We start from the raw sequence: 21,598 nt of genomic DNA on the forward strand, positions 1-21,598 counted from the left end.
GTCTACACCCCTCAGCTGACCGGGCCGCCGAAGGCCTCGATACGGTCACCGTCAGCCAGCTTCACGATCGCCCGCTTGGTGTCCTTGCGCTTGCCGAAACCGGTCTTGGTCCGCTTGCGCTTGCCCTGGCGGTTGAGCGTGTTGACCGTCAGGACGCGGACGTTGAAGATCTGCTGGATAGCGATCTTGATCTCGGTCTTGTTCGCGTCCGGGTGCACCAGGAAGGTGTACCAGTTCCGGTTCAGCTCGCTGTAGCTCTTCTCCGAGACGACCGGCGCGACGATGACGTCACGCGGATCGGCGATCGTGCTCACTTGCCATCCTCCTCGGTGGTCTCGGCGGGCACGCCCAGGAACTCGTCCAGGGCCTCCTTGGTGAAGACCACGTCGTCGGCCACCAGCACGTCGTACGTGTTGAGCTGGCCGGCCTCGATCAGGTGCACCCGGCTGTCCCGCGTGTTGCGCAGGTTCCGCAGCGACACCCAGTTCAGCTCGTCGGTGCTGCTCAGCACGACCAGGACCCGGCGGGCGGCGGTCAGCTTGGTCAGCGTGGCCAGGGCCGCCTTGGTCGACGGCTTCTCGCCCGAGACGAACGCCTCGACGACGTGCACCTGGCCGGCGCGGGCCCGGTCGGAGAGGGCACCACGCAGGGCGGCGGCCTTCATCTTCTTCGGGGTGCGCTGGCTGTAGTCGCGCGGCGTCGGGCCGTGGACCACGCCACCGCCGGCGAACTGCGGCGCGCGGGTCGAACCCTGACGGGCCCGGCCGGTGCCCTTCTGCTTGTAAGGCTTCCGGCCACCGCCGGAGACCTCACCGCGGGTCTTGGTCTTGTGCGTGCCCTGTCGGGCCGCGGCGAGCTGAGCCACCACGACCTGGTGCATCAGCGCGACGTTCGCCTGGACGTCGAAGATGTCGGCCGGCAGCTCGACGGAGCCGCTCTTGCCGCCTTCGACGTTGAGGACGTCAACGGTGGTCACTTGGCCACACCGCCCTTCTTCACCTTCGCCTTGGCCGCGGTGCGGACCAGGACGAGCGCGCCCTTCGGGCCCGGGATGGCGCCACGGACGAGCAGGAGGTTGTTCTCGGTGTCGACCGCCTGGACGGTCAGGTTCTGGACGGTGTAGCGCACGCCACCCATCCGGCCCGCCATCCGGGTGCCCTTGAAGACGCGACCCGGGGTGGCGCAGGCGCCGATCGAGCCGGGCGAGCGGTGCTTGCGCTCGACACCGTGGCTGGCGCGCAGACCGTGGAAGCCGTGCCGCTTCATCGGGCCGGCGTAGCCCTTGCCCTTGGTCTTGCCGGTCACGTCGATCACGGCGCCGACCGGGAACGCGTCGACCGTGACCTCCTGGCCCGGCGCGTAGTCCGCGGCGTCGGCGGTGCGCAGCTCGACGATGTGCCGACGCGGCGCGACGTCCGCCTTGGCGTAGTGCCCGGCGACCGGCTTCTTGACCTTGCGCGGGTCGATGGCCCCGTAGGCGAGCTGAACGGCGGCGTAGCCGTCCTTGTCGGCGCTACGAACCTGGCTCACGACGCACGGGCCGGCCTCGACCACGGTCACGGGGACGACCTTGTTGTTGTCCCAGACCTGGGTCATGCCGAGCTTGGCGCCCAGGATCCCCTTGACTTGCCTGTCCATTTGATCGATCCCTACAGCTTGATCTCGATGTCGACGCCAGCCGGCAGGTCGAGGCGCATGAGCGAGTCGACCGTCTTCGGGGTCGGGTCGATGATGTCGATCAGACGCTTGTGCGTGCGCATCTCGAAGTGCTCGCGCGAGTCCTTGTACTTGTGCGGCGAGCGGATGACGCAGAAACGGTTGATCTCCGTGGGCAGCGGCACCGGGCCAGCGACCTGCGCCCCGGTACGCGTCACCGTCTCGACGATCTTCCGAGCCGAGGAGTCGACGACCTCGTGGTCATAGGCCTTGAGCCGGATGCGGATCTTCTGTCCCGCCATGGTGGCTTCTGTTCCTTCTCTCGATGCCGCTGTGTCGCGGGCACCTGTACCGGCTGGTACAGGCCCACTTCCGCCGACCCCCGCGGTCGGGCGTGTCGCGCCCGTGGACCAGGCTCCGCCCCGAGGCTCCGGAGCGATTCTCTGACCGCGCGGTGGGTCATGGCGCCGATCGCGGTGACCGCGACCTAGACGCCGCGCGAGGGTGGTTGACCGCCGATGGCGATCAACCACCCCACGCGAAACGATCTGTCTCCCGGAGGTCCAGCCTCAACCGGACGCAGGTGACCGACCGTCGTTACGCAACCTGACTAGTATGCCGCACGACCGGCGACGACGCTAATCGGGGTTACCCAGCTCACTTGACGATCTTGGTGACGCGACCCGCGCCGACCGTACGACCACCCTCGCGGATCGCGAACTTCAGGTTGTCCTCCATGGCGATGGGCTGGATCAGCTTCACCGACATGGTGGTGTTGTCGCCCGGCATGACCATCTCGGTGCCCTCGGGCAGCGTGACGACGCCGGTGACGTCCGTGGTCCGGAAGTAGAACTGCGGGCGGTAGTTCTGGAAGAACGGGGTGTGGCGGCCACCCTCCTCCTTGGAGAGGATGTAGACCGTCGCCTCGAACTCCGTGTGCGGGGTGTTGCTGCCCGGCTTGATGACGACCATGCCGCGCTCGACGTCCTCGCGCTTGGTGCCACGCAGCAGCAGGCCGACGTTCTCGCCTGCGCGGGCGTCGTCCAGGGTCTTCCGGAACATCTCGATCGCGGTGACCTTGGTCTTGAAGCCCTTCTCGCGGATGCCGACAACCTCGACGTCCTCGTTCGGGAGCAGCACGCCACGCTCGACACGACCGGTGACGACGGTGCCACGACCGGTGATCGTGAACACGTCCTCGACGGGCATGAGGAACGGCTTCTCGGTCTCGCGCTCCGGCTGCGGGATCGCGGTGTCGACCGCGCTCATCAGCTCGAGCAGCTTCTCGGTCCAGACCGGGTCGCCCTCGAGCGCCTTCAGCGCGGAGACCTGGACGACCGGCAGGTCGTCACCCGGGTACTCCTGCGCCGACAGCAGCTCGCGGACCTCGAGCTCGACGAGCTCCAGGAGCTCCTCGTCGTCGACCATGTCGCTCTTGTTGAGCGCCACGACGATGTACGGCACACCGACCTGACGGGCCAGCAGCACGTGCTCGCGGGTCTGCGGCATCGGGCCGTCGGTCGCCGCCACCACCAGGATCGCGCCGTCCATCTGCGCGGCACCGGTGATCATGTTCTTGATGTAGTCGGCGTGACCGGGGCAGTCGACGTGCGCGTAGTGACGCGCCTCGGTCTGGTACTCGACGTGTGCGATCGAGATCGTGATGCCGCGGGCCTTCTCCTCCGGCGCCTTGTCGATCTCGTCGAACGGCGTGTACGGGTTCAGGTCCGGGTACTGGTCGTGCAGGACCTTCGTGATGGCCGCCGTCAGCGTCGTCTTACCGTGGTCGATGTGACCAATGGTGCCGATGTTGACGTGCGGCTTAGTCCGCTCGAACTTCGCCTTCGCCACTGGTGTCCTCCTGGTGGACTTTCTTGGTTCGTTCGCCCCGGTGCGCCGGTCGGCGCGTAGGACTCTGTCGACAGCCTTTCCGGCCTGACGGCCGGATAGCCTTTGTGGGTTCTGCGGCGATGAAGCCTACAGGCCCGGATTCACACAACCCGACCGAGGTGGCCGCGGGTGGGAGAACCCTCCCGCGACCAACCCCGGATCACCGGGTCAGCTCGGGGTGAGCGTCACTCACCCGTCGCCTTGGCGATGATCTCCTTCGCCACGCTCTGCGGCACTTCGGCGTAGGAGTCGAACTGCATGCTGTAGCTAGCCCGGCCCTGGGTCTTCGACCGCAGGTCGCCGACGTAGCCGAACATCTCCGACAGCGGCACCAGTGCCCGGACGACGCGAGCGCCGCTGCGCTCCTCCATCGCCTGGATGATGCCCCGCCGGGAGTTGAGGTCGCCGATGACGTCACCCATGTTCTCCTCCGGAGTGGTGACTTCAACGGCCATCATCGGCTCGAGCAGTGCGGGGTCGGCCTTGCGGGCCGCCTCCTTCATCACCATCGAACCGGCGATCTTGAACGCCATCTCGGACGAGTCGACCTCGTGGTACTGGCCGTCCAGCAGCGTCAGCTTGACACCCACCAGCGGGAACCCGGCGAGAATGCCGTACTGCATGGCGTCCTGGGCGCCGGCGTCCACCGACGGGATGAACTCCCGGGGGATGCGGCCACCGGTGACGCCGTTCGCGAACTCGTAGGTCGGCGAGTCGCTGCCCATGGGCAGCGGCTCGACGCTCACGATCACGCGGGCGTACTGGCCGGAGCCACCGGTCTGCTTCTTGTGGGTGTACTCGACCTTGTCCACCTTGCGGCGGATGGTCTCGCGGTACGCCACCTGCGGCTTGCCGATGTTGGCCTCGACGTTGAACTCGCGGCGCATCCGGTCGACCAGGATGTCCAGGTGCAGCTCGCCCATGCCGGAGATGACCGTCTGACCGGTCTGGTCGTCCAGCTTGACGCGGAAGGTCGGGTCCTCCTCGGCCAGCCGCTGGATGGCGGTGCTGAGCTTCTCCTGGTCGGCCTTGGTCTTCGGCTCGATGGCCACCTCGATGACCGGCTCCGGGAAGGTCATCGACTCCAGGATGACCGGGTTGGCCGAGTCGCACAGGGTGTCACCGGTGGTGGTCTGCTTCAGACCCTGCACCGCGATGATGTCGCCGGCCTGGGCCGAGCCACGCTCTTCCCGCTTGTTGGCGTGCATCTGGTAGATCTTGCCGATGCGCTCCTTGCGGTCCTTCGTGGAGTTGACCACCTGGGTGCCGGTCTCGATCACGCCCGAGTAGACCCGGACGTAGGTGAGCTTGCCGAGGTGCTTGTCGGTCTGGATCTTGAACGCCAGACCGGAGAACGGCTCCGACTTCGACGGCTTGCGCAGCATCGGCGTCTCGCCGTCGGTGGCCGTACCCTCGATCGCAGGAACGTCCAGCGGCGACGGCAGGAAGTCGATGACGGCGTCGAGCATGGGCTGCACGCCCTTGTTCTTGAACGCCGAGCCGCAGAGCACGGGGTTGGCCTTGCCGGCGATGGTGGCCCGGCGGATGGCGGCCTTGGCCTCCTCGGCCGAGATCTCCTCGCCCTCCAGGTACTTCTCCATCACCGAGTCGTCGACGTCGGCGAGGGTCTCCATCAGCTTCTCGCGCCACTCGGCCGCGGAGTCGGCCAGCTCGGCCGGGATCTCCTCGATCGCGTAGTCCTCACCCTTCTGGGTCTCCCCGCGCCAGGTGAGGGCGCGCATGCCGATCAGGTCGACGACGCCGATGTGGTCGCCCTCGAGGCCGATCGGGATCTGGAGCACCAGCGGGGTGGCGTTGAGCCGGTCGATCATCATCTGCACGCAGCGGAAGAAGTCGGCACCGGTCCGGTCGAGCTTGTTGACGAAGCACATGCGGGGGACGTTGTACTTGTCCGCCTGCCGCCAGACGTTCTCCGTCTGCGGCTCCACACCGGCCACGCCGTCGTACACCGCGACCGCACCGTCCAGAACCCGCAGCGACCGCTCCACCTCGACCGTGAAGTCGACGTGGCCGGGCGTGTCGATGATCTGGATCGTGTGGCCCTTCCACTCGCACTTCGTGGCGGCGGAAGTGATGGTGATACCGCGCTCCTGCTCCTGCTCCATCCAGTCCATGACGGCGGCGCCCTCGTGGACCTCACCGATCTTGTACGTGATGCCGGTGTAGAACAGGATTCGCTCGGTGGTAGTGGTCTTACCGGCATCGATGTGCGCCATGATGCCGATGTTGCGTACGTTGGCGAGCGCGTCTGCGGCGGCCACTTCAATCCCTACTTATCGTCGTCTCGACACAACTGGTGGTTGGTTCCGGCGCCCGTCCGGGCGCCGGAACCACAGGTGTTACCAGCGGTAGTGCGCGAAGGCCTTGTTGGACTCGGCCATCTTGTGCGTGTCCTCACGCCGCTTGACGGCGGCACCGAGGCCGTTGCTCGCGTCGAGCAGCTCGTTCATCAGCCGCTCGATCATGGTCTTCTCACGCCGGGCCCGGGAGTAGGTCACCAGCCAGCGCAGACCGAGCGTGGTCGCGCGGGCCGGCCGGACCTCGACCGGAACCTGGTAGGTGGCGCCACCGACACGGCGGCTGCGCACCTCGAGGGTCGGCTTCACGTTGTCCATCGCCCGCTTGAGCGTGACGACGGGGTCGGTGCCGGACTTCTCGCGGCAGCCCTCCAGGGCGGCGTACACGATGCGCTCGGCGAGCTGACGCTTGCCACGCAGCAGGATCTTGTTCACCAGCTGGGTGACCAGCGGCGAGTTGTACACCGGGTCAGCGACCAGCGGATTCCGCGGAGCGGGTCCCTTACGCGGCATGTCAGCTCTTCTCCTTCTTCGCGCCGTAACGGCTACGAGCCTGCTTGCGGTTGCGGACACCCTGGGTGTCCAGCGAGCCGCGCACGATCTTGTACCGCACGCCGGGGAGGTCCTTCACACGGCCGCCACGCACGAGCACGATCGAGTGCTCCTGCAGGTTGTGGCCGACGCCCGGGATGTAGGCGGTCACCTCGATCTGGCTGCTGAGCTTGACACGAGCGACCTTGCGCAGCGCCGAGTTCGGCTTCTTCGGGGTGGTGGTGTACACGCGGGTGCACACACCGCGCCGCTGGGGAGACCCCTTGAGCGCAGGGGTCTTGGTCTTGGTCGTCTTGGCCTGTCGGCCCTTTCGGACCAGCTGCTGAATGGTGGGCACCGGGTTTCTCCGCTCCCTTCGGCCGCTGCGAGGCGACCGCGCCGTCTGCTCTAGCCGGCCTGATGGACGGCTCTCCTACATTCCAGCCGGGGTCACCTGAGGCGGCCCCAGCACCCGCGGTCGGGCGTGTCGCCCGAGTCACGGTCCCGGTGCCGGCCGCTGACGCGTCGTACCGGAATTTGGTCTTTGGTGGTGCGACCACACGATCACCGACTGAGCGGCTCCAGCGCACGCACGCATTGCCCGGGCGAGCCCGGGCGCAAGGGGAAAGAGTACCTACCACAGCCGCGCCGGTCAAAACGGATCGACTCGGGAGGACTGCATCGCAGCCCCGAACGGTCGGTTCCGGATCACCGGTGCGCCCCCGACAGGCACCTACGACCACAAGTGTACCGGCTCGTCCGCCGCACGGCCCGGCAGCCCCGGCACCGGATGAGCGCCGAAGACCCGGACATACATTCCTCAACCGGTCAGCGACGCGCGGGCGGTCACGTGATCTGCACCACCAGGGCGATCCCGAGCCCGACCACGCTCAGCAGGAGCCCCACCGCGCCGCAGCTCAGCCCCGCCACGGCCAGGCCACCACCGGTGAACCGGACCGCCGGCGGCGGCGCCGGTCGCCGGATCTGCCGGCGGGCGAGCAGCCAGGCCACGATCGCCCCGACCCCGGCCAGCGCGCCGAGCACCGTGAACGCGCCGGCCGCCCACGCGCCGCCGTAGTCCGGCCCGGCGATGCCGAAGCAGAGAACCAGTAGCGACACCAGGATCGAGGCGACCCCGGTGATCAGCGAGCCGATCGCCAGCCCGGAGGTGACCGGCGGCACGTCCAGGTGCACCACCCCGAACGGGGTGCCCGGCACCGCGTCGACCCGCTTCGGCGGCCGGGGCGCCTCGCGCGGGGGCGGCGGAAGCCCCGGACCCCAGCCGCCGCCGGGCGCGCTCCCCGGCGGCCCCCACCCGCCGCCGGTCCCGGGCCCGCTTGCCGGGTACGCCCCGAGCGTCGGCCCCGGCCCGCCGTGTCCCGGCTGCCCCGGGTGGTACGCCGCCTCCCCGTAGCCGGATTGCCCGGGGTGGTAAGCCTGCGCGCCAGAGCCGGGCTGGCCGGGATGCGACGTCGGGGCACCGTAGCCGAGCTCTCCCGGGTGGAATGCCGGCTGTCCCGGGTGGTGCGCCGGGGCCGGTCCGGCCGGCGGGTAAGGCCCGGCCGGCGGCCACGGACCCGGCGGTGCCGAAGCCTGCTCGACGGCGGAACCAGGTGGGGCCGGCTCGGACGACCGCACCGGACCGGCGTCGGAACCCGGCCGCTCCCCCGGCGGCGCCCACGGGCTGGCCGGTGACGCGGCCGGGTGATCCGGGATCGGGTCGCCTCCCGGCGCGGCGGGTTCCGTCACGGGGTCCTCCTGGTTGCCTGGCCCACCCGCCACCCGGCGGACACCGGCCAGGCTACCGCCGCGCGTCACGGCCGGGAGGACGGGCGCGGGACCGCTCCCCCACCCGGTCAGTCGAAGTTCGGGTCGTAGTCGTGCCCGAAACCGGCGTCGGCGTGCCGGACCACGCCGATCACCACCGCCGCCACCACCGCGACGGCGGTCAGCACCAGGCCGATCCGGGCCAGCCGCTCGCCCCGACGCAACCAGTCGGCGCCGGTCAGGTAACCCCCCGAGGCGTACGCCTCCCGGCGGGCCTGCCGGGCCAGGGTCAGCGCGAGCGTGGCCGGCACCACTCCGCCGACGAAGAGGCCGGTCAGCGCGCCGATCAGGCCGAGGGCGAAGACCGCGCGGGCCTTGGTCGAGCGGACCGGCTCAGGATCGTGCGGATGGCGATGCGCCTGCGGCACGGCGGGCACCTGCCCGGGCACGGTCGTCATGTCCCCCATTCTGCCCCGATCCGACCGGCGGTTCGGCGACGCGGCCGGCCCGGAGCAGGAGCAGCGCCGCGACCACCACCACGACAGCCTCGCTGAGCAGCACCGCCCGGTAGTCGACCACGCCGATCAGGTACGCACCGAGCGCGATCGACGCGGTCTGCGGGACGGTCGTGGTCACCTCGAAACCGGCGTACACCCGGCCCTGCAAGTGGTCGGGCGCGGTGCGCTGGAGCAGCGTCAGCAGGGCGATCACCATGACGGTCAGGCCGGCCCCCGCGCAGGCCCGGCCGACGAGCACCACGGGCAACGCCGACACGGCGGCGAGCGCGGCGCCGGCGGCCCAGGCGAGGAATGCGGCTGCGGCGGCGCGTACCTCACCCATCCGGCGCACCGCCGCCACGGCGCCCAGCCCGCCGAGGACCGCACCCGCCCCCTGGGCGGCCTGGAGCACCCCGAGGAACTCCGGCGCGCGGTGCAGACCACGGTCCACCACGGCATAGCCGGTGGACTCGGCGAAGCCGAGGACCAGGGCGAGAACCGACGTAGCGAGCACCACCCGGCGCAGGAGCGGGTGACCACCGAGGTGCCGGAAGCCGGCGCCGACCTCCCGGGACCAGTGCCGGAGCACGCCTCCCGAGCGCGCCGGGGATTTCGGGACCGGGTCGGGTGCCCGTAGGGCGAGCAGCAGCGCGGCCGCACCGACGAAGGTGAGCATGTCGAGGGCGGCCACGGCCGCGCCGCCGAGCAACGCGTACAGCCCGGCGCCGGCGAGTGGCGCGAGCAGCCGCAGGCTCTCCCGTACCGTGCGCAGCATCGCGTTCGCGCTGGCCAGCAGGTCTCCGGGAAGCAGCGTGACGAGCATGGCGGACTGGGCCGGTTCGATCACCAGGTGCAAGCACCCGTACAGGAGCATCACGGCGTAGATCAGCGGCACGTCGGTGACGTCCCGGACGAGCAGCAGAGGCAGCAGGATCACCACGCCGGCCAGGTTCGCCGCCACCAGCAGCCGGCGGCGCGGCAGTCGGTCGGCGAGCATCCCGGCCAACGGCGCCAGCAGCGCCGGGATCGTGAAGAAGAGGAAGGTGAGGCCGGCCGCGCCGTCGCTGCCCGTCAACTCCTTGACCCAGATGCCGCAGGCCAACCACATCGCGCTGTCACCGACCAGGGACAACGTCTGGCCAACCAGGAAGCGCCGGGCGTGTGGCTCAGCCAGCAGGCGTCGGGCGGACATCCGACTCCTCCGGGCTCTGTACGGGATAGCCGAAGAGGAGCAGCTCGACCGGGAGGCAGCCGGACGGCCGGGCAGCCGGGTCATCGCGCCGGGCACCGGTTCGCGCCCGGACGCCGTCGATCAGCGCCCGGAACCCGGCGGCGAGTTCGGCGAGTTCGGCCGGGGTGAGGTGGAAGAGGTACTGGCTTCCGAACGCCGCCCTGTACCACTCGCCGGGATAGGTGGGCGCGTCGTCGACGAATCGGCGCAACCGCTGCGTGTAGCGGTCGAGCAGGACCCGGTCCAGCGTCTGCGACGCGCGGGTCCACTCCGCGTCACCCGGGCGGGCCGGCGCCGCCCAGCCCCGGCGGGTCACCCGCCACGGGCGGGAACGGCCCCGACCGCCGCCGGCCTCCTCCACGAACCCGTACCGGGCCAGTTGCCGGAGGTGGAACGAGCAGGTCGTGGGGGTCTCCCCGATCAGCTCGCCGGCCTGGGTGGCGGTCAGCGGGCCGTCGCCGAGCGCCTCCAGCAGGGCCAGCCGCACGGGGTGGCTCAGTGCGCGCAGCTCGCGGGCGTCGGTGAGGGTGCGGGGTTCGTCGATCTCCATACTGTCGAGAGTAATCTCTCGAAAGACTTCCCTCGATAGCTTTCTCTTCAGATGACGCACCAGAGACACGACGAGGCCCCCGGCGGGTGCCGGGGGCCTCGTCGTCCGTGCGGGTTAGCGGTACGACCCGAAGTCGAAGTCGTCCAGCGGCACCGCCTGGCCGCTGGCCGGCCCGAAGCCGTAGTCGGTCTCCGGGTAGCCGGTCATCGAGTAGACCTTGGCCTTCGCCTCCTCGGTCGGCTCGACCCGGACGTTGCGGTACTTGCTGATGCCGGTACCGGCCGGGATGAGCTTACCGATGATCACGTTCTCCTTGAGGCCGATCAGCGAGTCGCTGCGGGCGTGGATCGCCGCGTCCGTCAGCACCCGGGTGGTCTCCTGGAAGGAGGCCGCCGACAGCCAGGAATCCGTGGCCAGCGAGGCCTTGGTGATACCCATCAGCACCGGTCGACCGGCGGCGGGCTCGCCACCCTCGCCGACGAGCCGGCGGTTCTCCGACTCGAACAGCGCCCGGTCGACAAGCACGCCCGGCAGGAACTCGGTCGAGCCGGAGTCGATGACCGTCACCCGCTTGAGCATCTGGCGGATGATGATCTCGATGTGCTTGTCGTGGATGAGCACACCCTGCGAGCGGTAGACCTCCTGCACCTCCTGGGTCAAGTGGACCTGGACCGCGCGCGGGCCGAGGATGCGCAGCAGCTCGTGCGGGTCGATGGTGCCCTCGGTGAGCTTCTCGCCGACCTCGACGTGGTCGCCGTCGTGCGCCCGGAGCCGGACCCGCTTCGAGATCTTGTCGTAGACGATCTCGTCGCTGCCGTCGTCCGGGATGACCACGATCTTGCGGGACCGCTCGCCGTCCTCGATCCGGATGCGGCCGGGGGTGTCGGCGATGGGCGCCTTACCCTTCGGCACCCGGGCCTCGAAGATCTCCTGGACACGGGGCAGACCCTGGGTGATGTCCTCACCCGCGACACCACCGGTGTGGAAGGTACGCATCGTCAGCTGCGTACCCGGCTCACCGATCGACTGGGCGGCGATGATGCCGACCGCCTCGCCGACGTCCACGGTCTTGCCGGTCGGCAGCGAGCGGCCGTAGCACGCACCGCAGACGCCCAGCTTCGACTCGCAGGTGAGCACGCTGCGCACCCGCACCGTCTCCGTCCCGGCGGCGACGATCGCGTCGACGCCGATGGAGTTGATGTCCTGGCCGCGGTGGGCCACCACGGTGCCGTCCGGCCCCTTGATGTCGTCGGCCAGCGTCCGGGCGTGCACGCTGGTCTCGGCGTGCTCGTGCACGACCAGCTTGCCGTCGACCCGCTCGCCGATCTGCATCGGGATGGCCCGGTCGGTGCCGCAGTCCTCCTCGCGGATGATGACGTCCTGCGAGACGTCCACCAGACGCCGGGTCAGGTAACCCGAGTCGGCGGTACGCAGGGCGGTGTCCGCGAGGCCCTTACGGGCACCGTGCGTGGAGATGAAGTACTCCAGCACGGACAGACCCTCCCGGTACGAGGCCTTGATCGGCCGCGGGATGATCTCACCCTTCGGGTTGGCCACCAGACCACGGATCGCCGCGATCTGCCGGAGCTGGAGCAGGTTACCGCGGGCACCCGAGTTGATCATCTTCCACAGCGGGTTCTCCTGCGGCAGCGCGGTGTCCATCTCCTTGGCGACCTCGTTGGTCGCCTTGGTCCAGATCTCGATCAGCTCGCCGCGGCGCTCCTCGGCGGTCATCAGACCACGCTGGTACTGCTTGTCGATCCGGTCGGCTTCCTTCTCGTACCGCTCCAGGATCTCCCGCTTGCGCGGCGGAGCGATGACGTCCTCCATGCCGATGGTGACGCCGGACCAGGTGGCCCAGTGGAAACCGGCCTCCTTGAGCCCGTCCAGGGTGGCCGCCAGGGCCACCTTCGGGAAGCGCTCGGCGAGGTCGTTGACGATCGCGGAGAGCTGGCCCTTGCGGATCTCGTAGTTCACGAAGCGGTAGCCCGGGGGCAGCGTCTCGTTGAACAGGACCCGGCCCAGCGTGGTCTCCACCGTCACCGGCTCGCCCTCGACCCAGCCCTCGGGCGCGGTCCACGGCTCGGCGCCGGCGCCGTTGTCGACGCCGACCACGTCGTGCAGTCGGATCTTGACCGGGGTCTGCAGGTGCAGCTCGCCGTTGTCGTACGCCATCCGCGCCTCGGCGTCCGAGCTGAACGCCCGGCCCTCGCCCGTGCCACCCGGGGTGAGGTGGGTGAGGTGGTAGAGGCCGATCACCATGTCCTGGGTGGGCATGGTGACGGGCTTGCCGTCGGCCGGCTTGAGGATGTTGTTCGACGACAGCATCAGGATCCGCGCCTCGGCCTGGGCCTCGGCGGACAGCGGCACGTGGACCGCCATCTGGTCACCGTCGAAGTCGGCGTTGAACGCGGTGCAGACCAGCGGGTGGATCTGGATGGCCTTGCCCTCGACCAGCTGCGGCTCGAAGGCCTGGATACCCAGGCGGTGCAGGGTCGGCGCGCGGTTCAGCAGCACCGGGTGCTCGCCGATGACCTCTTCCAGCACGTCCCACACGACCGGCCGCTGCCGCTCGACCATCCGCTTGGCGGACTTGATGTTCTGCGCGTGGTTGAGGTCGACCAGCCGCTTCATCACGAACGGCTTGAACAGCTCCAGCGCCATCTGCTTGGGCAGGCCGCACTGGTGCAGCTTCAGCTTCGGGCCGACCACGATGACCGAACGGCCGGAGTAGTCGACGCGCTTGCCCAGCAGGTTCTGGCGGAACCGGCCCTGCTTGCCCTTGAGCATGTCGGAGAGCGACTTCAGCGGCCGGTTACCCGGGCCGGTCACCGGACGACCACGACGGCCGTTGTCGAACAGCGCGTCGACGGCCTCCTGGAGCATCCGCTTCTCGTTGTTGACGATGATCTCGGGCGCGCCGAGGTCGATCAGTCGCTTGAGGCGGTTGTTCCGGTTGATCACCCGGCGGTAGAGGTCGTTCAGGTCGGAGGTCGCGAAGCGGCCACCGTCGAGCTGCACCATCGGGCGCAGGTCCGGCGGGATGACCGGGACGCAGTCCAGCACCATGCCGAGCGGGGAGTTCCGGGTGTTCTGGAACGCCGCGACGACCTTCAGCCGCTTGAGCGCCCGGATCTTCCGCTGGCCCTTGCCGGAGCGGATGGTCTCGCGCAGGTTCTCCGCCTCGGCGGTGAGGTCCATGTTCTGGACCAGCGCCTTGATGGCCTCGGCGCCCATGCTGCCGGTGAAGTACTCACCGAAGCGGTCGCGCAGCTCGCGGTAGAGCAGCTCGTCGGTGACGAGCTGCTTCGGCTCCAGCTTGCGGAAGGTGTCGAGGACCTCGTCGAGGCGGTCGATCTCGCGCTGGGCCCGGTCGCGGATCTGGCGCATCTCGCGCTCTCCGCCCTCCTTGACCTTGCGCCGGACGTCCGCCTTCGCGCCCTCGGCCTCCAGCTCGGCCAGGTCGGCCTCCAGCTTGGCGGCCCGCTTCTCGATCTCCGAGTCGCGGCTGTTCTCCGACTGCCGCTTCTCGGCCAGGATCTCGTTCTCGATGGTCGAGAGGTCACGGTGACGCGACTCGGCGTCCACGCTCGTCACGACGTACGAGGCGAAGTAGATGATCTTTTCGAGGTCCTTCGGGGCGAGGTCCAGCAGGTAGCCCAGCCGGCTCGGCACGCCCTTGAAGTACCAGATGTGGGTCACCGGAGCGGCCAGCTCGATGTGACCCATCCGCTCCCGGCGAACCTTGGAGCGGGTCACCTCGACGCCGCAGCGCTCGCAGATGATGCCCTTGAAGCGGACCCGCTTGTACTTACCGCAGTAGCACTCCCAGTCCCGCTGCGGGCCGAAGATCTTCTCGCAGAAGAGCCCGTCCTTCTCCGGCTTGAGGGTGCGGTAGTTGATGGTCTCGGGCTTCTTGACCTCGCCGTGGGACCACTGACGGATGTCGTCGGCGGTGGCGAGACCGATGCGCAGCTCGTCGAAGAAGTTGACGTCGAGCACTGTGTCCCCTATGTCGTCGTCTGTACTGCTAGCTAACGGGCGGGATCGGGGGCCGGCGAGCCGGCCCCCGAATCACCGCCTCAGACCTCTTCGACCGAGCTCGGCTCGCGCCGGGACAGGTCGATGCCCAGCTCCTCCGCGGCCCGGAACACCTCGTCGTCGGTCTCGCGCATCTCCAGGGCCACGCCGTCGCTGGAGAGCACCTCGACGTTGAGGCACAGCGACTGCAGCTCCTTGAGCAGCACCTTGAACGACTCCGGGATGCCCGGCTCGGGAATGTTCTCGCCCTTGACGATCGCCTCGTAGACCTTGACCCGGCCGAGGACGTCGTCGGACTTGATGGTCAGCAGCTCCTGCAGGGCGTAGGCGGCGCCGTACGCCTGCATGGCCCAGCACTCCATCTCACCGAAGCGCTGGCCACCGAACTGCGCCTTACCACCCAGCGGCTGCTGCGTGATCATCGAGTACGGGCCGGTCGACCGGGCGTGGATCTTGTCGTCGACCAGGTGGTTGAGCTTCAGGATGTAGACGTAACCGACCGCGATCGGGTCGGGCAGCGGCTCGCCGGAACGACCGTCGAACAGCTGCGCCTTGCCGGTGCGCCCGATGAGCTGCTTGCCGTCCCGGTTGGGCAGGGTCGACGACAGCAGGCCGGAGATCTCCTCCTCGCGGGCACCGTCGAAGACCGGGGTGGCCACGTTGGTGTCCGGCTCGGACTCGTGCGCGTTGATCGACTTGAGCTGGCGCTTCCACTCCGCGTCGTCGCCGTCCACGCTCCAGCCGGTCTTGGCCACCCACCCGAGGTGGGTCTCCAGGACCTGGCCGATGTTCATCCGGGACGGCACACCGAGCGGGTTCAGCACGATGTCGACCGGGGTGCCGTCCTCCAGGAACGGCATGTCCTCGACCGGCAGGATCTTGGAGATGACGCCCTTGTTGCCGTGGCGGCCCGCGAGCTTGTCACCGTCCTGGATCTTGCGCTTCTGGGCCACGTAGACCCGCACCAGCTCGTTCACGCCCGGGGGCAGCTCGTCGCCGTCCTCGCGGGAGAAGGTACGCACACCGATGACCGTGCCGGTCTCGCCGTGCGGCACCTTCAGCGAGGTGTCCCGGACCTCGCGCGCCTTCTCACCGAAGATCGCGCGGAGCAGCCGCTCCTCCGGGGTCAGCTCGGTCTCGCCCTTCGGCGTGACCTTGCCGACCAGGATGTCGCCGGGGACGACCTCGGCGCCGATCCGGATGATGCCGCGCTCGTCGAGGTCGGCGAGCATCTCCTCGCTGACATTCGGGATGTCGCGGGTGATCTCCTCCGGGCCGAGCTTGGTGTCCCGGGCGTCGACCTCGTGCTCCTCGATGTGGATCGAGGTGAGCACGTCCTGCTGCACGAGGCGCTGCGACAGGATGATCGCGTCCTCGTAGTTGTGGCCCTCCCAGCACATGAACGCCACGAGCAGGTTGCGCCCGAGCGCCATCTCGCCCTCGTCGGTGCACGGACCGTCGGCGACGACCTGACCGGCCTCGACGCGGTCGCCCTCGAAGACGACCGGCTTCTGGTTGACGCAGGAGCCGGCGTTGGAGCGGCGGAACTTGTGCAGCAGGTACGTCCGGCGGTGGCCGTCGTCCTGGTGCACGGTGATGTAGTCCGCGCACAGGTCCTCGACCACACCGCCGACCTCGGCGACGACCACGTCGCCGGCGTCCACGGCCGCGCGGTACTCCATGCCGGTGCCGACCAGCGGGGCCTCGGCCTTGACCAGCGGCACCGCCTGACGCTGCATGTTCGCGCCCATGAGCGCGCGGTTGGCGTCGTCGTGCTCCAGGAACGGGATCATCGCGGTGGCGACCGAGGTCATCTGCCGCGGCGAGACGTCCATGTAGTCGACGGCGCTGGGGACCACGTCCTCGGTCTCGCCGCCCTTACGGCGGCACAGCACCCGGTCCTCGGCGAACGTGCCGTCCGACTTCAGCGGGGCGTTGGCCTGCGCCTTGACGAACCGGTCCTCCTCGTCCGCGGTCAGGTAGTCGATCTGGTCGGTGACCCGACCGTCGATGACCTTCCGGTACGGCGTCTCGATGAAGCCGAACGGGTTGACCCGGGCGAACGTGGAGAGCGCGCCGATCAGGCCGATGTTCGGGCCTTCCGGCGTCTCGATCGGGCACATCCGGCCGTAGTGGGACGGGTGCACGTCCCGGACCTCGAAGCCGGCCCGCTCCCGGGACAGACCACCCGGGCCGAGCGCGCTCAGCCGGCGCCGGTGGGTCAGACCCGCCAGCGGGTTGGTCTGGTCCATGAACTGGGACAGCTGCGACGTGCCGAAGAACTCCTTGATCGCCGCCACCACCGGGCGGATGTTGATCAGGGTCTGCGGCGTGATCGCCTCGACGTCCTGGGTGGTCATCCGCTCGCGGACGACCCGCTCCATCCGGGAGAGACCCACCCGGACCTGGTTCTGGATCAGCTCGCCCACGGTACGCAGGCGACGGTTGCCGAAGTGGTCGATGTCGTCGGCCTCGTAGCCGTCCTCACCGGCGTGCAGCCGGCAGAGGTACTCCACGGTGGCGACGATGTCGTCCTCGGTCAGCGTGCCGGTGTTCATCGGCACGTCGACTTCGAGCTTCTTGTTGAACTTGTAGCGCCCGACCTTGGCGACGTCGTACCGCTTCGGGTTGAAGAAGAGGTTGTCGAGCAGGGTCTGGGCGTTCTCACGGGTCGGCGGCTCGCCAGGGCGGAGCTTCCGGTAGATGTCGAGCAGCGCCTCGTCCTGGCCGGCGATGTGGTCCTTCTCGAGCGTGGTCATCATCAGCTCGGACCAGCCGAACTTCTCGCGGATGCGCTCCGCGGACCACCCGATGGCCTTGAGCAGGACGGTGACGGCCTGCCGACGCTTGCGGTCGATGCGGACGCCGACCGTGTCGCGCTTGTCGATGTCGAACTCCAGCCAGGCACCCCGGCTCGGGATGACCTTGACGCTGGAGAGGTCGCGGTCGGAGGTCTTGTCCGGCTGCTTGTCGAAGTAGACGCCCGGCGAGCGGACGAGCTGGCTGACCACGACGCGCTCGGTGCCGTTGATGATGAAGGTGCCCTTCGGCGTCATCATCGGGAAGTCACCCATGAACACCGTCTGGCTCTTGATCTCGCCGGTGGTGTTGTTGGTGAACTCCGCGGTCACGAACAGTGGCGCGCAGTAGGTCAGATCCTTCTCCTTGCACTCCTCGATCGAGGCCTTGACCTCGTCGAAGCGCGGAGCGGAGAAGGAGAGCGACATGGTGCCGGAGAAGTCCTCAATGGGACTGATCTCGTCGAGGATCTCCGCGAGACCCGAGCGTGCGTGCGGGTCGTCCGCCGACCGGCCCTGCCAAGCCTCGTTGCCGACGAGCCAGTCGAAGGACTCGTTCTGAATGGCAAGGAGGTTGGGGACCTCGAGGTGTTCGGTGATCCGGCCGAATGAAACTCGGCGGGGTGCGAAAGCGCTCGACGTACGACTGGTCTTCGCAGGGCGGGAAGCTGCCAAGATGCGTCCTTCCGAGGACCGGTGCTGCAGAACGGCTGGTACGCGTGCACTCCAATGACCCCACCAGAAATATCCACAATCGGACATTTCCGAGCAGGGGTCAAGTCGGAAGGCAGCGCAAACTAGCAGTGTAGCCGAGAGGCTAACCGCTGTCCAGCCCACCCCGCAGGTCGTCGCGGAACAAGCCCTGGGACCTCGAAGAATCGGGTCCACCGGGCCGCTCGGAACGCGACGCTCCTGCCGGTCCGCTCGGGAGCCGCGGCGTTGGTGCTGCCGTTGCCCTTACCCGAGTGGCGGCCGTTGCAAGCGCGGAAGGTCTTGCTGATGCCAGCGTGCCTGCCGGCCGGTGCCGCGTCAAGGGCCGGTTACCGCTCAGAGTGTCTTTCCCACCGACGGGCTACCGGCTCCACATCGCTGAGAGGCCGGTACGAGGAACCTGTACGCCCTGCTCACGGCGCTTCCAGCGGGTGACATCACGACAGCGGGCGGTGACCCGGTCTCCCGGATCACCGCCCGCTGCGACACGGTGTGCCCCGGCTCACGTGAGCCGGACGCGCGTCAGGTCAGAACAAGGTCACTTGAGGGTGACCTTGGCGCCCTCGCCCTCGAGCTTGGCCTTGGCCTTCTCGGCGGTCTCCTTGTTGGCCTTCTCCAGGACGGCCTTCGGAGCGGCCTCGACCAGGTCCTTGGCCTCCTTGAGGCCCAGGCCGGTCAGCTCACGCACGACCTTGATGACCTGGATCTTCTTGCCACCGTCGGCGTCGAGGATGACGTCGAACTCGTCCTTCTCCTCCTCGGCCGGGGCGGCGGCAGCGCCACCGGCACCGCCGGCAGCGGCAACCGCGACCGGAGCGGCGGCGGTGACCTCGAAGGTCTCCTCGAACTGCTTCACGAACTCGGAGAGCTCGATCAGCGTCATCTCCTTGAACGCGTCGAGCAGCTCGTCGGTGCTGAGCTTCGCCATATCTGGCGTCCTTTCTGAAAGTGGAAACTAAGAATGTGGTGCGCCGTGCGGCCTCAGGCCGCCTCGGCGCCCTCCTGCTCGCGCTTCTTGTCCGCCAGGGCGGCCGCCGCGCGGGCGGCCTTGGAGAGCGGCGCCTGGAACAGGGCCGCGGCCTTGCTCAGGTTGCCCTTCATGGCACCGGCCAGCTTGGCCAGCAGCACCTCGCGGGACTCCAGGTCGGCGAGCTTCGTGACCTCGGCCGCGGAAATGGCCCTGCCCTCGAAGACACCGCCCTTGATGACGAGCTTCGGGTTGGCCTTCGCGAAGTCGCGAAGCCCCTTCGCCGCCTCGACGACGTCGCCCGAAACGAAAGTCAGCGCGGTAGGACCGGTGAACAGCTCGTCGAGGCCGGAGATGCCCGCATCGGTCGCGGCACGCTTGGCCAGCGTGTTCTTCGCGACCGTGTAGCTGGTCTCCTTGCCGAGCGCGCGCCGCAGCTGGGTGAGCTGCGAGACCGTGAGCCCGCGGTACTCGGTGAGCACGGTGGCTCCCGAGGTGCGGAAGTTCTCGGTCAGCTCGGCGACGGCCGTGGCCTTGTCGGCCCGGATCGGCTTGTCCGCCATGTCCCTCCTCTCTCGTTACTCGGAGCTGGCACGCCGGCGACGGGACGTCGCGACGGCGGCGGAGGCACCACGACAACGAAAAAGCCCCGGCGCGGGGCGCACGGGGCGAGGGCCGGGATCATGGAACACAGTCGGCGGACCGTGCCTGACACCGAGTTTCGCTTGCCGCCCTGCGCGGGTCGCCCGTCGTCGCGGGACCTTCGACCGTGCCGGGGCACGGTGACCAGCGGTCTTTGGGTGGAACTACCGGTTCAGGTTACGCGACGTGCGGCAGAGCGCCAAATCGCCCCGGAGTGCTCCGGGTCACCCGGCGGTCAGGCCCGGGTGCGCCGCCCCCAGGCGTAGCCGGCCAGCGTCAGCGCCACCCACAGCGCCGCCCAGCCGGTGAGCAGCAGCCCCGCGCCGGGCGTCACCGGCGCGGCGACCGCCCGCGCGGTCGCCATCACCGGCGGGACCAGCCACGGCACCACCGAGTCGGACAACCCGCACACCACCACCCCGACCACGCCGACCGCCAGCACCGCCGCACCGTAGCCGGCGGTGCGGGTGATCGGCCGGCTGGCCAGCGCGCCGAGCGCCACCGCCGCCGGCAGCGCGAGCAGGTGCGCCCAGACGCCGAGTGCCACCCCGACGAGCGCCGGCCGGCCCGCCGGCCCGCCGGCCAGCGACACCGCGCCGAGCGGCCACGGCATCGCCAGCGCGACAAGCACCACGGCGAGCCCGGCCACGAGCGCCGCGAGCAGCCCGGCCGCCCGTTCCCGGGCCGGCCCGACCACGACCCGGGCCAACCGGCGCTGCACGTCGGGTTCGACGTCCAGCAGGATCTTGGTCTGCCAGGCCAGCACCGGGAAGATCACCACCGCGGAGACGCCGTAGACCTCCGCCGGTCGGCCCGCGCCACCGCCGCCGTAGAGGATGCCCAGGGCGAGCAGGCCGGCCAGCACCGGCGCGAGCGCCCGTCCGGTACGCACGAAGCCGGCCAGCCGCAGCCGGACCAGCGCGATCACCGGCCCACCTCCGACGCCACGCCGGCGCGGCCGGCACCGGCCTCCGGCGTCCCGGACCTGGCCCCGGGCTCGACGCCCGGCGGGCCGGGGACCTCTGGCGACCCGCCATCCACCTCGGCCACCGACGCGCCGGGAAGGGCCGGTGACCCGCCATCGATCTCGGCCACCGACGCGTCGGACCGGCCCGGTGCCGGCGACTCGCCGGGAGCCTCGACGCCCGGCGCGCCGGCGGGAGCCGGTGCCGGTGACCCGGCGGCGGGCGGGACGGCGGGTTCGCGTACCCGAAGGATCTGGTGGCCGTCGGCGCGCAGGCGGGCGACGGCGGCGGCGAGCCCCGCGGCCGGCACCGCCAGCTCGACCACCGCGACGGCCGAGCCCTCGGACGACGCCTCCTCGGCCAGCGTGCCGTCGGTGACCGACCAGCGGCGGGAGCCGGGCAGCCGGACCGTCTCGCCCCGGTGGTCGCTGACCAGGACCGCACCGCCGCCGGCCAGCACCTCGCCGATCATCTCGGGGACCAGCTCGCGGGCGGCGGCGTCGAGCCCCTCCCACGGTTCGTCGAGCACCAGCAGGCCGGGCGGGCGCAGCAGCGCCTGGGCCAGGCCGACCTTCTGCGCGGTGCCCTTGGAGAGCTGCGGCAGGCGCACGTCGGAGAAGCGGGTCAGACCCAGCCGCTCCACCCAGTGGCGCACCGCCCGGTCGGCGGCGGGACCGGGCAGGCCGGCGACGCGGCCCATGGCGGCCAGGTAGTCCCCGACGGTGAACGGCTGGTCGGCGGGGAAGCGCTCCGGCACCCAGCCGACGGTCGCCGGCCGGTCGACGACCCGACCCCGGCTCGGTCGCAGCACCCCGGCGGCGAGCTGGAGCAGCGTGGACTTGCCCGCGCCGTTGCGGCCGAGCACGACCGCGACCTCGCCCGGACCGATCGTCGCGTCGACCTGTCGCAGCACCCAGGGGCCGTGCCGGTGGTACCGGAGCCAGACGCCGTCGAGCCGCATGCGCCGAGCCTGCCACAACGGACAGACGGACGGGGCCCCGCCACGTGGTGGTGGCGGGGCCCCGTCCGGGAGC

Annotated in this window: 18 protein-coding genes; all 18 read right to left on the minus strand. The window is 69.7% G+C overall.

Translation table 11 applies throughout. From position 1 onward, the window contains the following. Positions 1-11: 11 nt before the first annotated feature. Entirely contained in the window at positions 12-314 is a 303-nt protein-coding gene (rplW, locus tag ACZ6O5_RS04570; protein WP_107157439.1) for a 50S ribosomal protein L23, read from the minus strand. Then, positions 311-976 (minus strand): 50S ribosomal protein L4, encoded by a 666-nt coding sequence (gene rplD / locus ACZ6O5_RS04575; protein ID WP_107157438.1) that lies wholly within the window; start codon positions 974-976, stop codon positions 311-313. The genes rplW and rplD overlap by 4 nt, the downstream gene beginning before the upstream one ends. Next, positions 973-1,638 carry a 50S ribosomal protein L3 gene (gene rplC, locus ACZ6O5_RS04580; RefSeq protein ID WP_281938111.1) on the minus strand — a complete coding sequence of 222 codons (666 nt, stop codon included), beginning with the start codon at positions 1,636-1,638 and terminating at the stop codon, positions 973-975. The genes rplD and rplC overlap by 4 nt, the downstream gene beginning before the upstream one ends. Positions 1,639-1,649: 11 nt before the next feature. Next, entirely contained in the window at positions 1,650-1,958 is a 309-nt protein-coding gene (gene rpsJ, locus ACZ6O5_RS04585; protein WP_007073037.1) for a 30S ribosomal protein S10, read from the minus strand. 355 nt (positions 1,959-2,313) lie between these two features. Beyond that, positions 2,314-3,507 carry an elongation factor Tu gene (gene tuf, locus ACZ6O5_RS04590; protein WP_089155259.1) on the minus strand — a complete coding sequence of 398 codons (1,194 nt, stop codon included), beginning with the start codon at positions 3,505-3,507 and terminating at the stop codon, positions 2,314-2,316. 224 nt (positions 3,508-3,731) lie between these two features. Continuing rightward, positions 3,732-5,828, minus strand: a complete 2,097-nt coding sequence (gene fusA / locus ACZ6O5_RS04595) for an elongation factor G (RefSeq protein WP_465974440.1) — start codon at positions 5,826-5,828, stop codon at positions 3,732-3,734. Between the two features lie 78 nt (positions 5,829-5,906). Beyond that, positions 5,907-6,377 carry a 30S ribosomal protein S7 gene (gene rpsG / locus ACZ6O5_RS04600; RefSeq protein ID WP_091065767.1) on the minus strand — a complete coding sequence of 157 codons (471 nt, stop codon included), beginning with the start codon at positions 6,375-6,377 and terminating at the stop codon, positions 5,907-5,909. A 1-nt stretch (position 6,378) separates the two neighbouring features. After that, entirely contained in the window at positions 6,379-6,753 is a 375-nt protein-coding gene (gene rpsL / locus ACZ6O5_RS04605) for a 30S ribosomal protein S12 (RefSeq protein WP_007465318.1), read from the minus strand. Positions 6,754-7,241: 488 nt separating this feature from the next. After that, a complete protein-coding gene (locus ACZ6O5_RS04610; protein ID WP_107157495.1) occupies positions 7,242-7,613 on the minus strand; it encodes a hypothetical protein in 372 nt (123 codons plus the stop codon). Positions 7,614-8,251: 638 nt separating this feature from the next. After that, positions 8,252-8,620 (minus strand): hypothetical protein, encoded by a 369-nt coding sequence (locus ACZ6O5_RS04615; protein ID WP_465974441.1) that lies wholly within the window; start codon positions 8,618-8,620, stop codon positions 8,252-8,254. Beyond that, complete coding sequence (locus ACZ6O5_RS04620; protein ID WP_465974442.1) at positions 8,556-9,851, minus strand: MFS transporter; 1,296 nt, start codon at positions 9,849-9,851, stop codon at positions 8,556-8,558. Before ACZ6O5_RS04620 ends, ACZ6O5_RS04615 begins: the two co-directional genes overlap by 65 nt. Continuing rightward, positions 9,826-10,440, minus strand: a complete 615-nt coding sequence (locus ACZ6O5_RS04625; RefSeq protein ID WP_465974443.1) for an ArsR/SmtB family transcription factor — start codon at positions 10,438-10,440, stop codon at positions 9,826-9,828. Before ACZ6O5_RS04625 ends, ACZ6O5_RS04620 begins: the two co-directional genes overlap by 26 nt. A 114-nt stretch (positions 10,441-10,554) precedes the next feature. Continuing rightward, entirely contained in the window at positions 10,555-14,442 is a 3,888-nt protein-coding gene (locus ACZ6O5_RS04630) for a DNA-directed RNA polymerase subunit beta' (protein ID WP_465974444.1), read from the minus strand. An 80-nt stretch (positions 14,443-14,522) separates the two neighbouring features. After that, entirely contained in the window at positions 14,523-17,954 is a 3,432-nt protein-coding gene (rpoB, locus tag ACZ6O5_RS04635; protein WP_465974445.1) for a DNA-directed RNA polymerase subunit beta, read from the minus strand. 574 nt (positions 17,955-18,528) lie between these two features. Beyond that, positions 18,529-18,918, minus strand: coding sequence for a 50S ribosomal protein L7/L12 (gene rplL / locus ACZ6O5_RS04640; RefSeq protein ID WP_089155263.1), 390 nt, complete (start codon positions 18,916-18,918; stop codon positions 18,529-18,531). 53 nt (positions 18,919-18,971) lie between these two features. After that, positions 18,972-19,520: a 50S ribosomal protein L10 gene (gene rplJ, locus ACZ6O5_RS04645; RefSeq protein WP_281938123.1), complete on the minus strand. Its 549-nt coding sequence runs from the start codon at positions 19,518-19,520 to the stop codon at positions 18,972-18,974. Between the two features lie 314 nt (positions 19,521-19,834). Further along, complete coding sequence (locus ACZ6O5_RS04650) at positions 19,835-20,527, minus strand: hypothetical protein (RefSeq protein ID WP_465974446.1); 693 nt, start codon at positions 20,525-20,527, stop codon at positions 19,835-19,837. After that, complete coding sequence (locus ACZ6O5_RS04655) at positions 20,524-21,525, minus strand: ABC transporter ATP-binding protein (RefSeq protein WP_465974447.1); 1,002 nt, start codon at positions 21,523-21,525, stop codon at positions 20,524-20,526. The genes ACZ6O5_RS04650 and ACZ6O5_RS04655 overlap by 4 nt, the downstream gene beginning before the upstream one ends. Positions 21,526-21,598 lie beyond the last annotated feature (73 nt).

The sequence above is a fragment of the Micromonospora sp. NPDC049201 genome (assembly GCF_055586805.1).

Excerpts from the sequence above, each read along its gene's own strand:
- rplC (WP_281938111.1), bottom strand. The coding sequence starts at position 1,638 with ATGGACAGGCAAGTCAAGGGGATCCTGGGCGCCAAGCTCGGCATGACC.
- rpsJ (WP_007073037.1), bottom strand. The coding sequence starts at position 1,958 with ATGGCGGGACAGAAGATCCGCATCCGGCTCAAGGCCTATGACCACGAG.
- rpsG (WP_091065767.1), bottom strand. The coding sequence starts at position 6,377 with ATGCCGCGTAAGGGACCCGCTCCGCGGAATCCGCTGGTCGCTGACCCG.
- ACZ6O5_RS04615 (WP_465974441.1), bottom strand. The coding sequence starts at position 8,620 with ATGACGACCGTGCCCGGGCAGGTGCCCGCCGTGCCGCAGGCGCATCGC.
- ACZ6O5_RS04620 (WP_465974442.1), bottom strand. The coding sequence starts at position 9,851 with ATGTCCGCCCGACGCCTGCTGGCTGAGCCACACGCCCGGCGCTTCCTG.
- ACZ6O5_RS04625 (WP_465974443.1), bottom strand. The coding sequence starts at position 10,440 with ATGGAGATCGACGAACCCCGCACCCTCACCGACGCCCGCGAGCTGCGC.
- rplL (WP_089155263.1), bottom strand. The coding sequence starts at position 18,918 with ATGGCGAAGCTCAGCACCGACGAGCTGCTCGACGCGTTCAAGGAGATG.
- rplJ (WP_281938123.1), bottom strand. The coding sequence starts at position 19,520 with ATGGCGGACAAGCCGATCCGGGCCGACAAGGCCACGGCCGTCGCCGAG.
- ACZ6O5_RS04655 (WP_465974447.1), bottom strand. The coding sequence starts at position 21,525 with ATGCGGCTCGACGGCGTCTGGCTCCGGTACCACCGGCACGGCCCCTGG.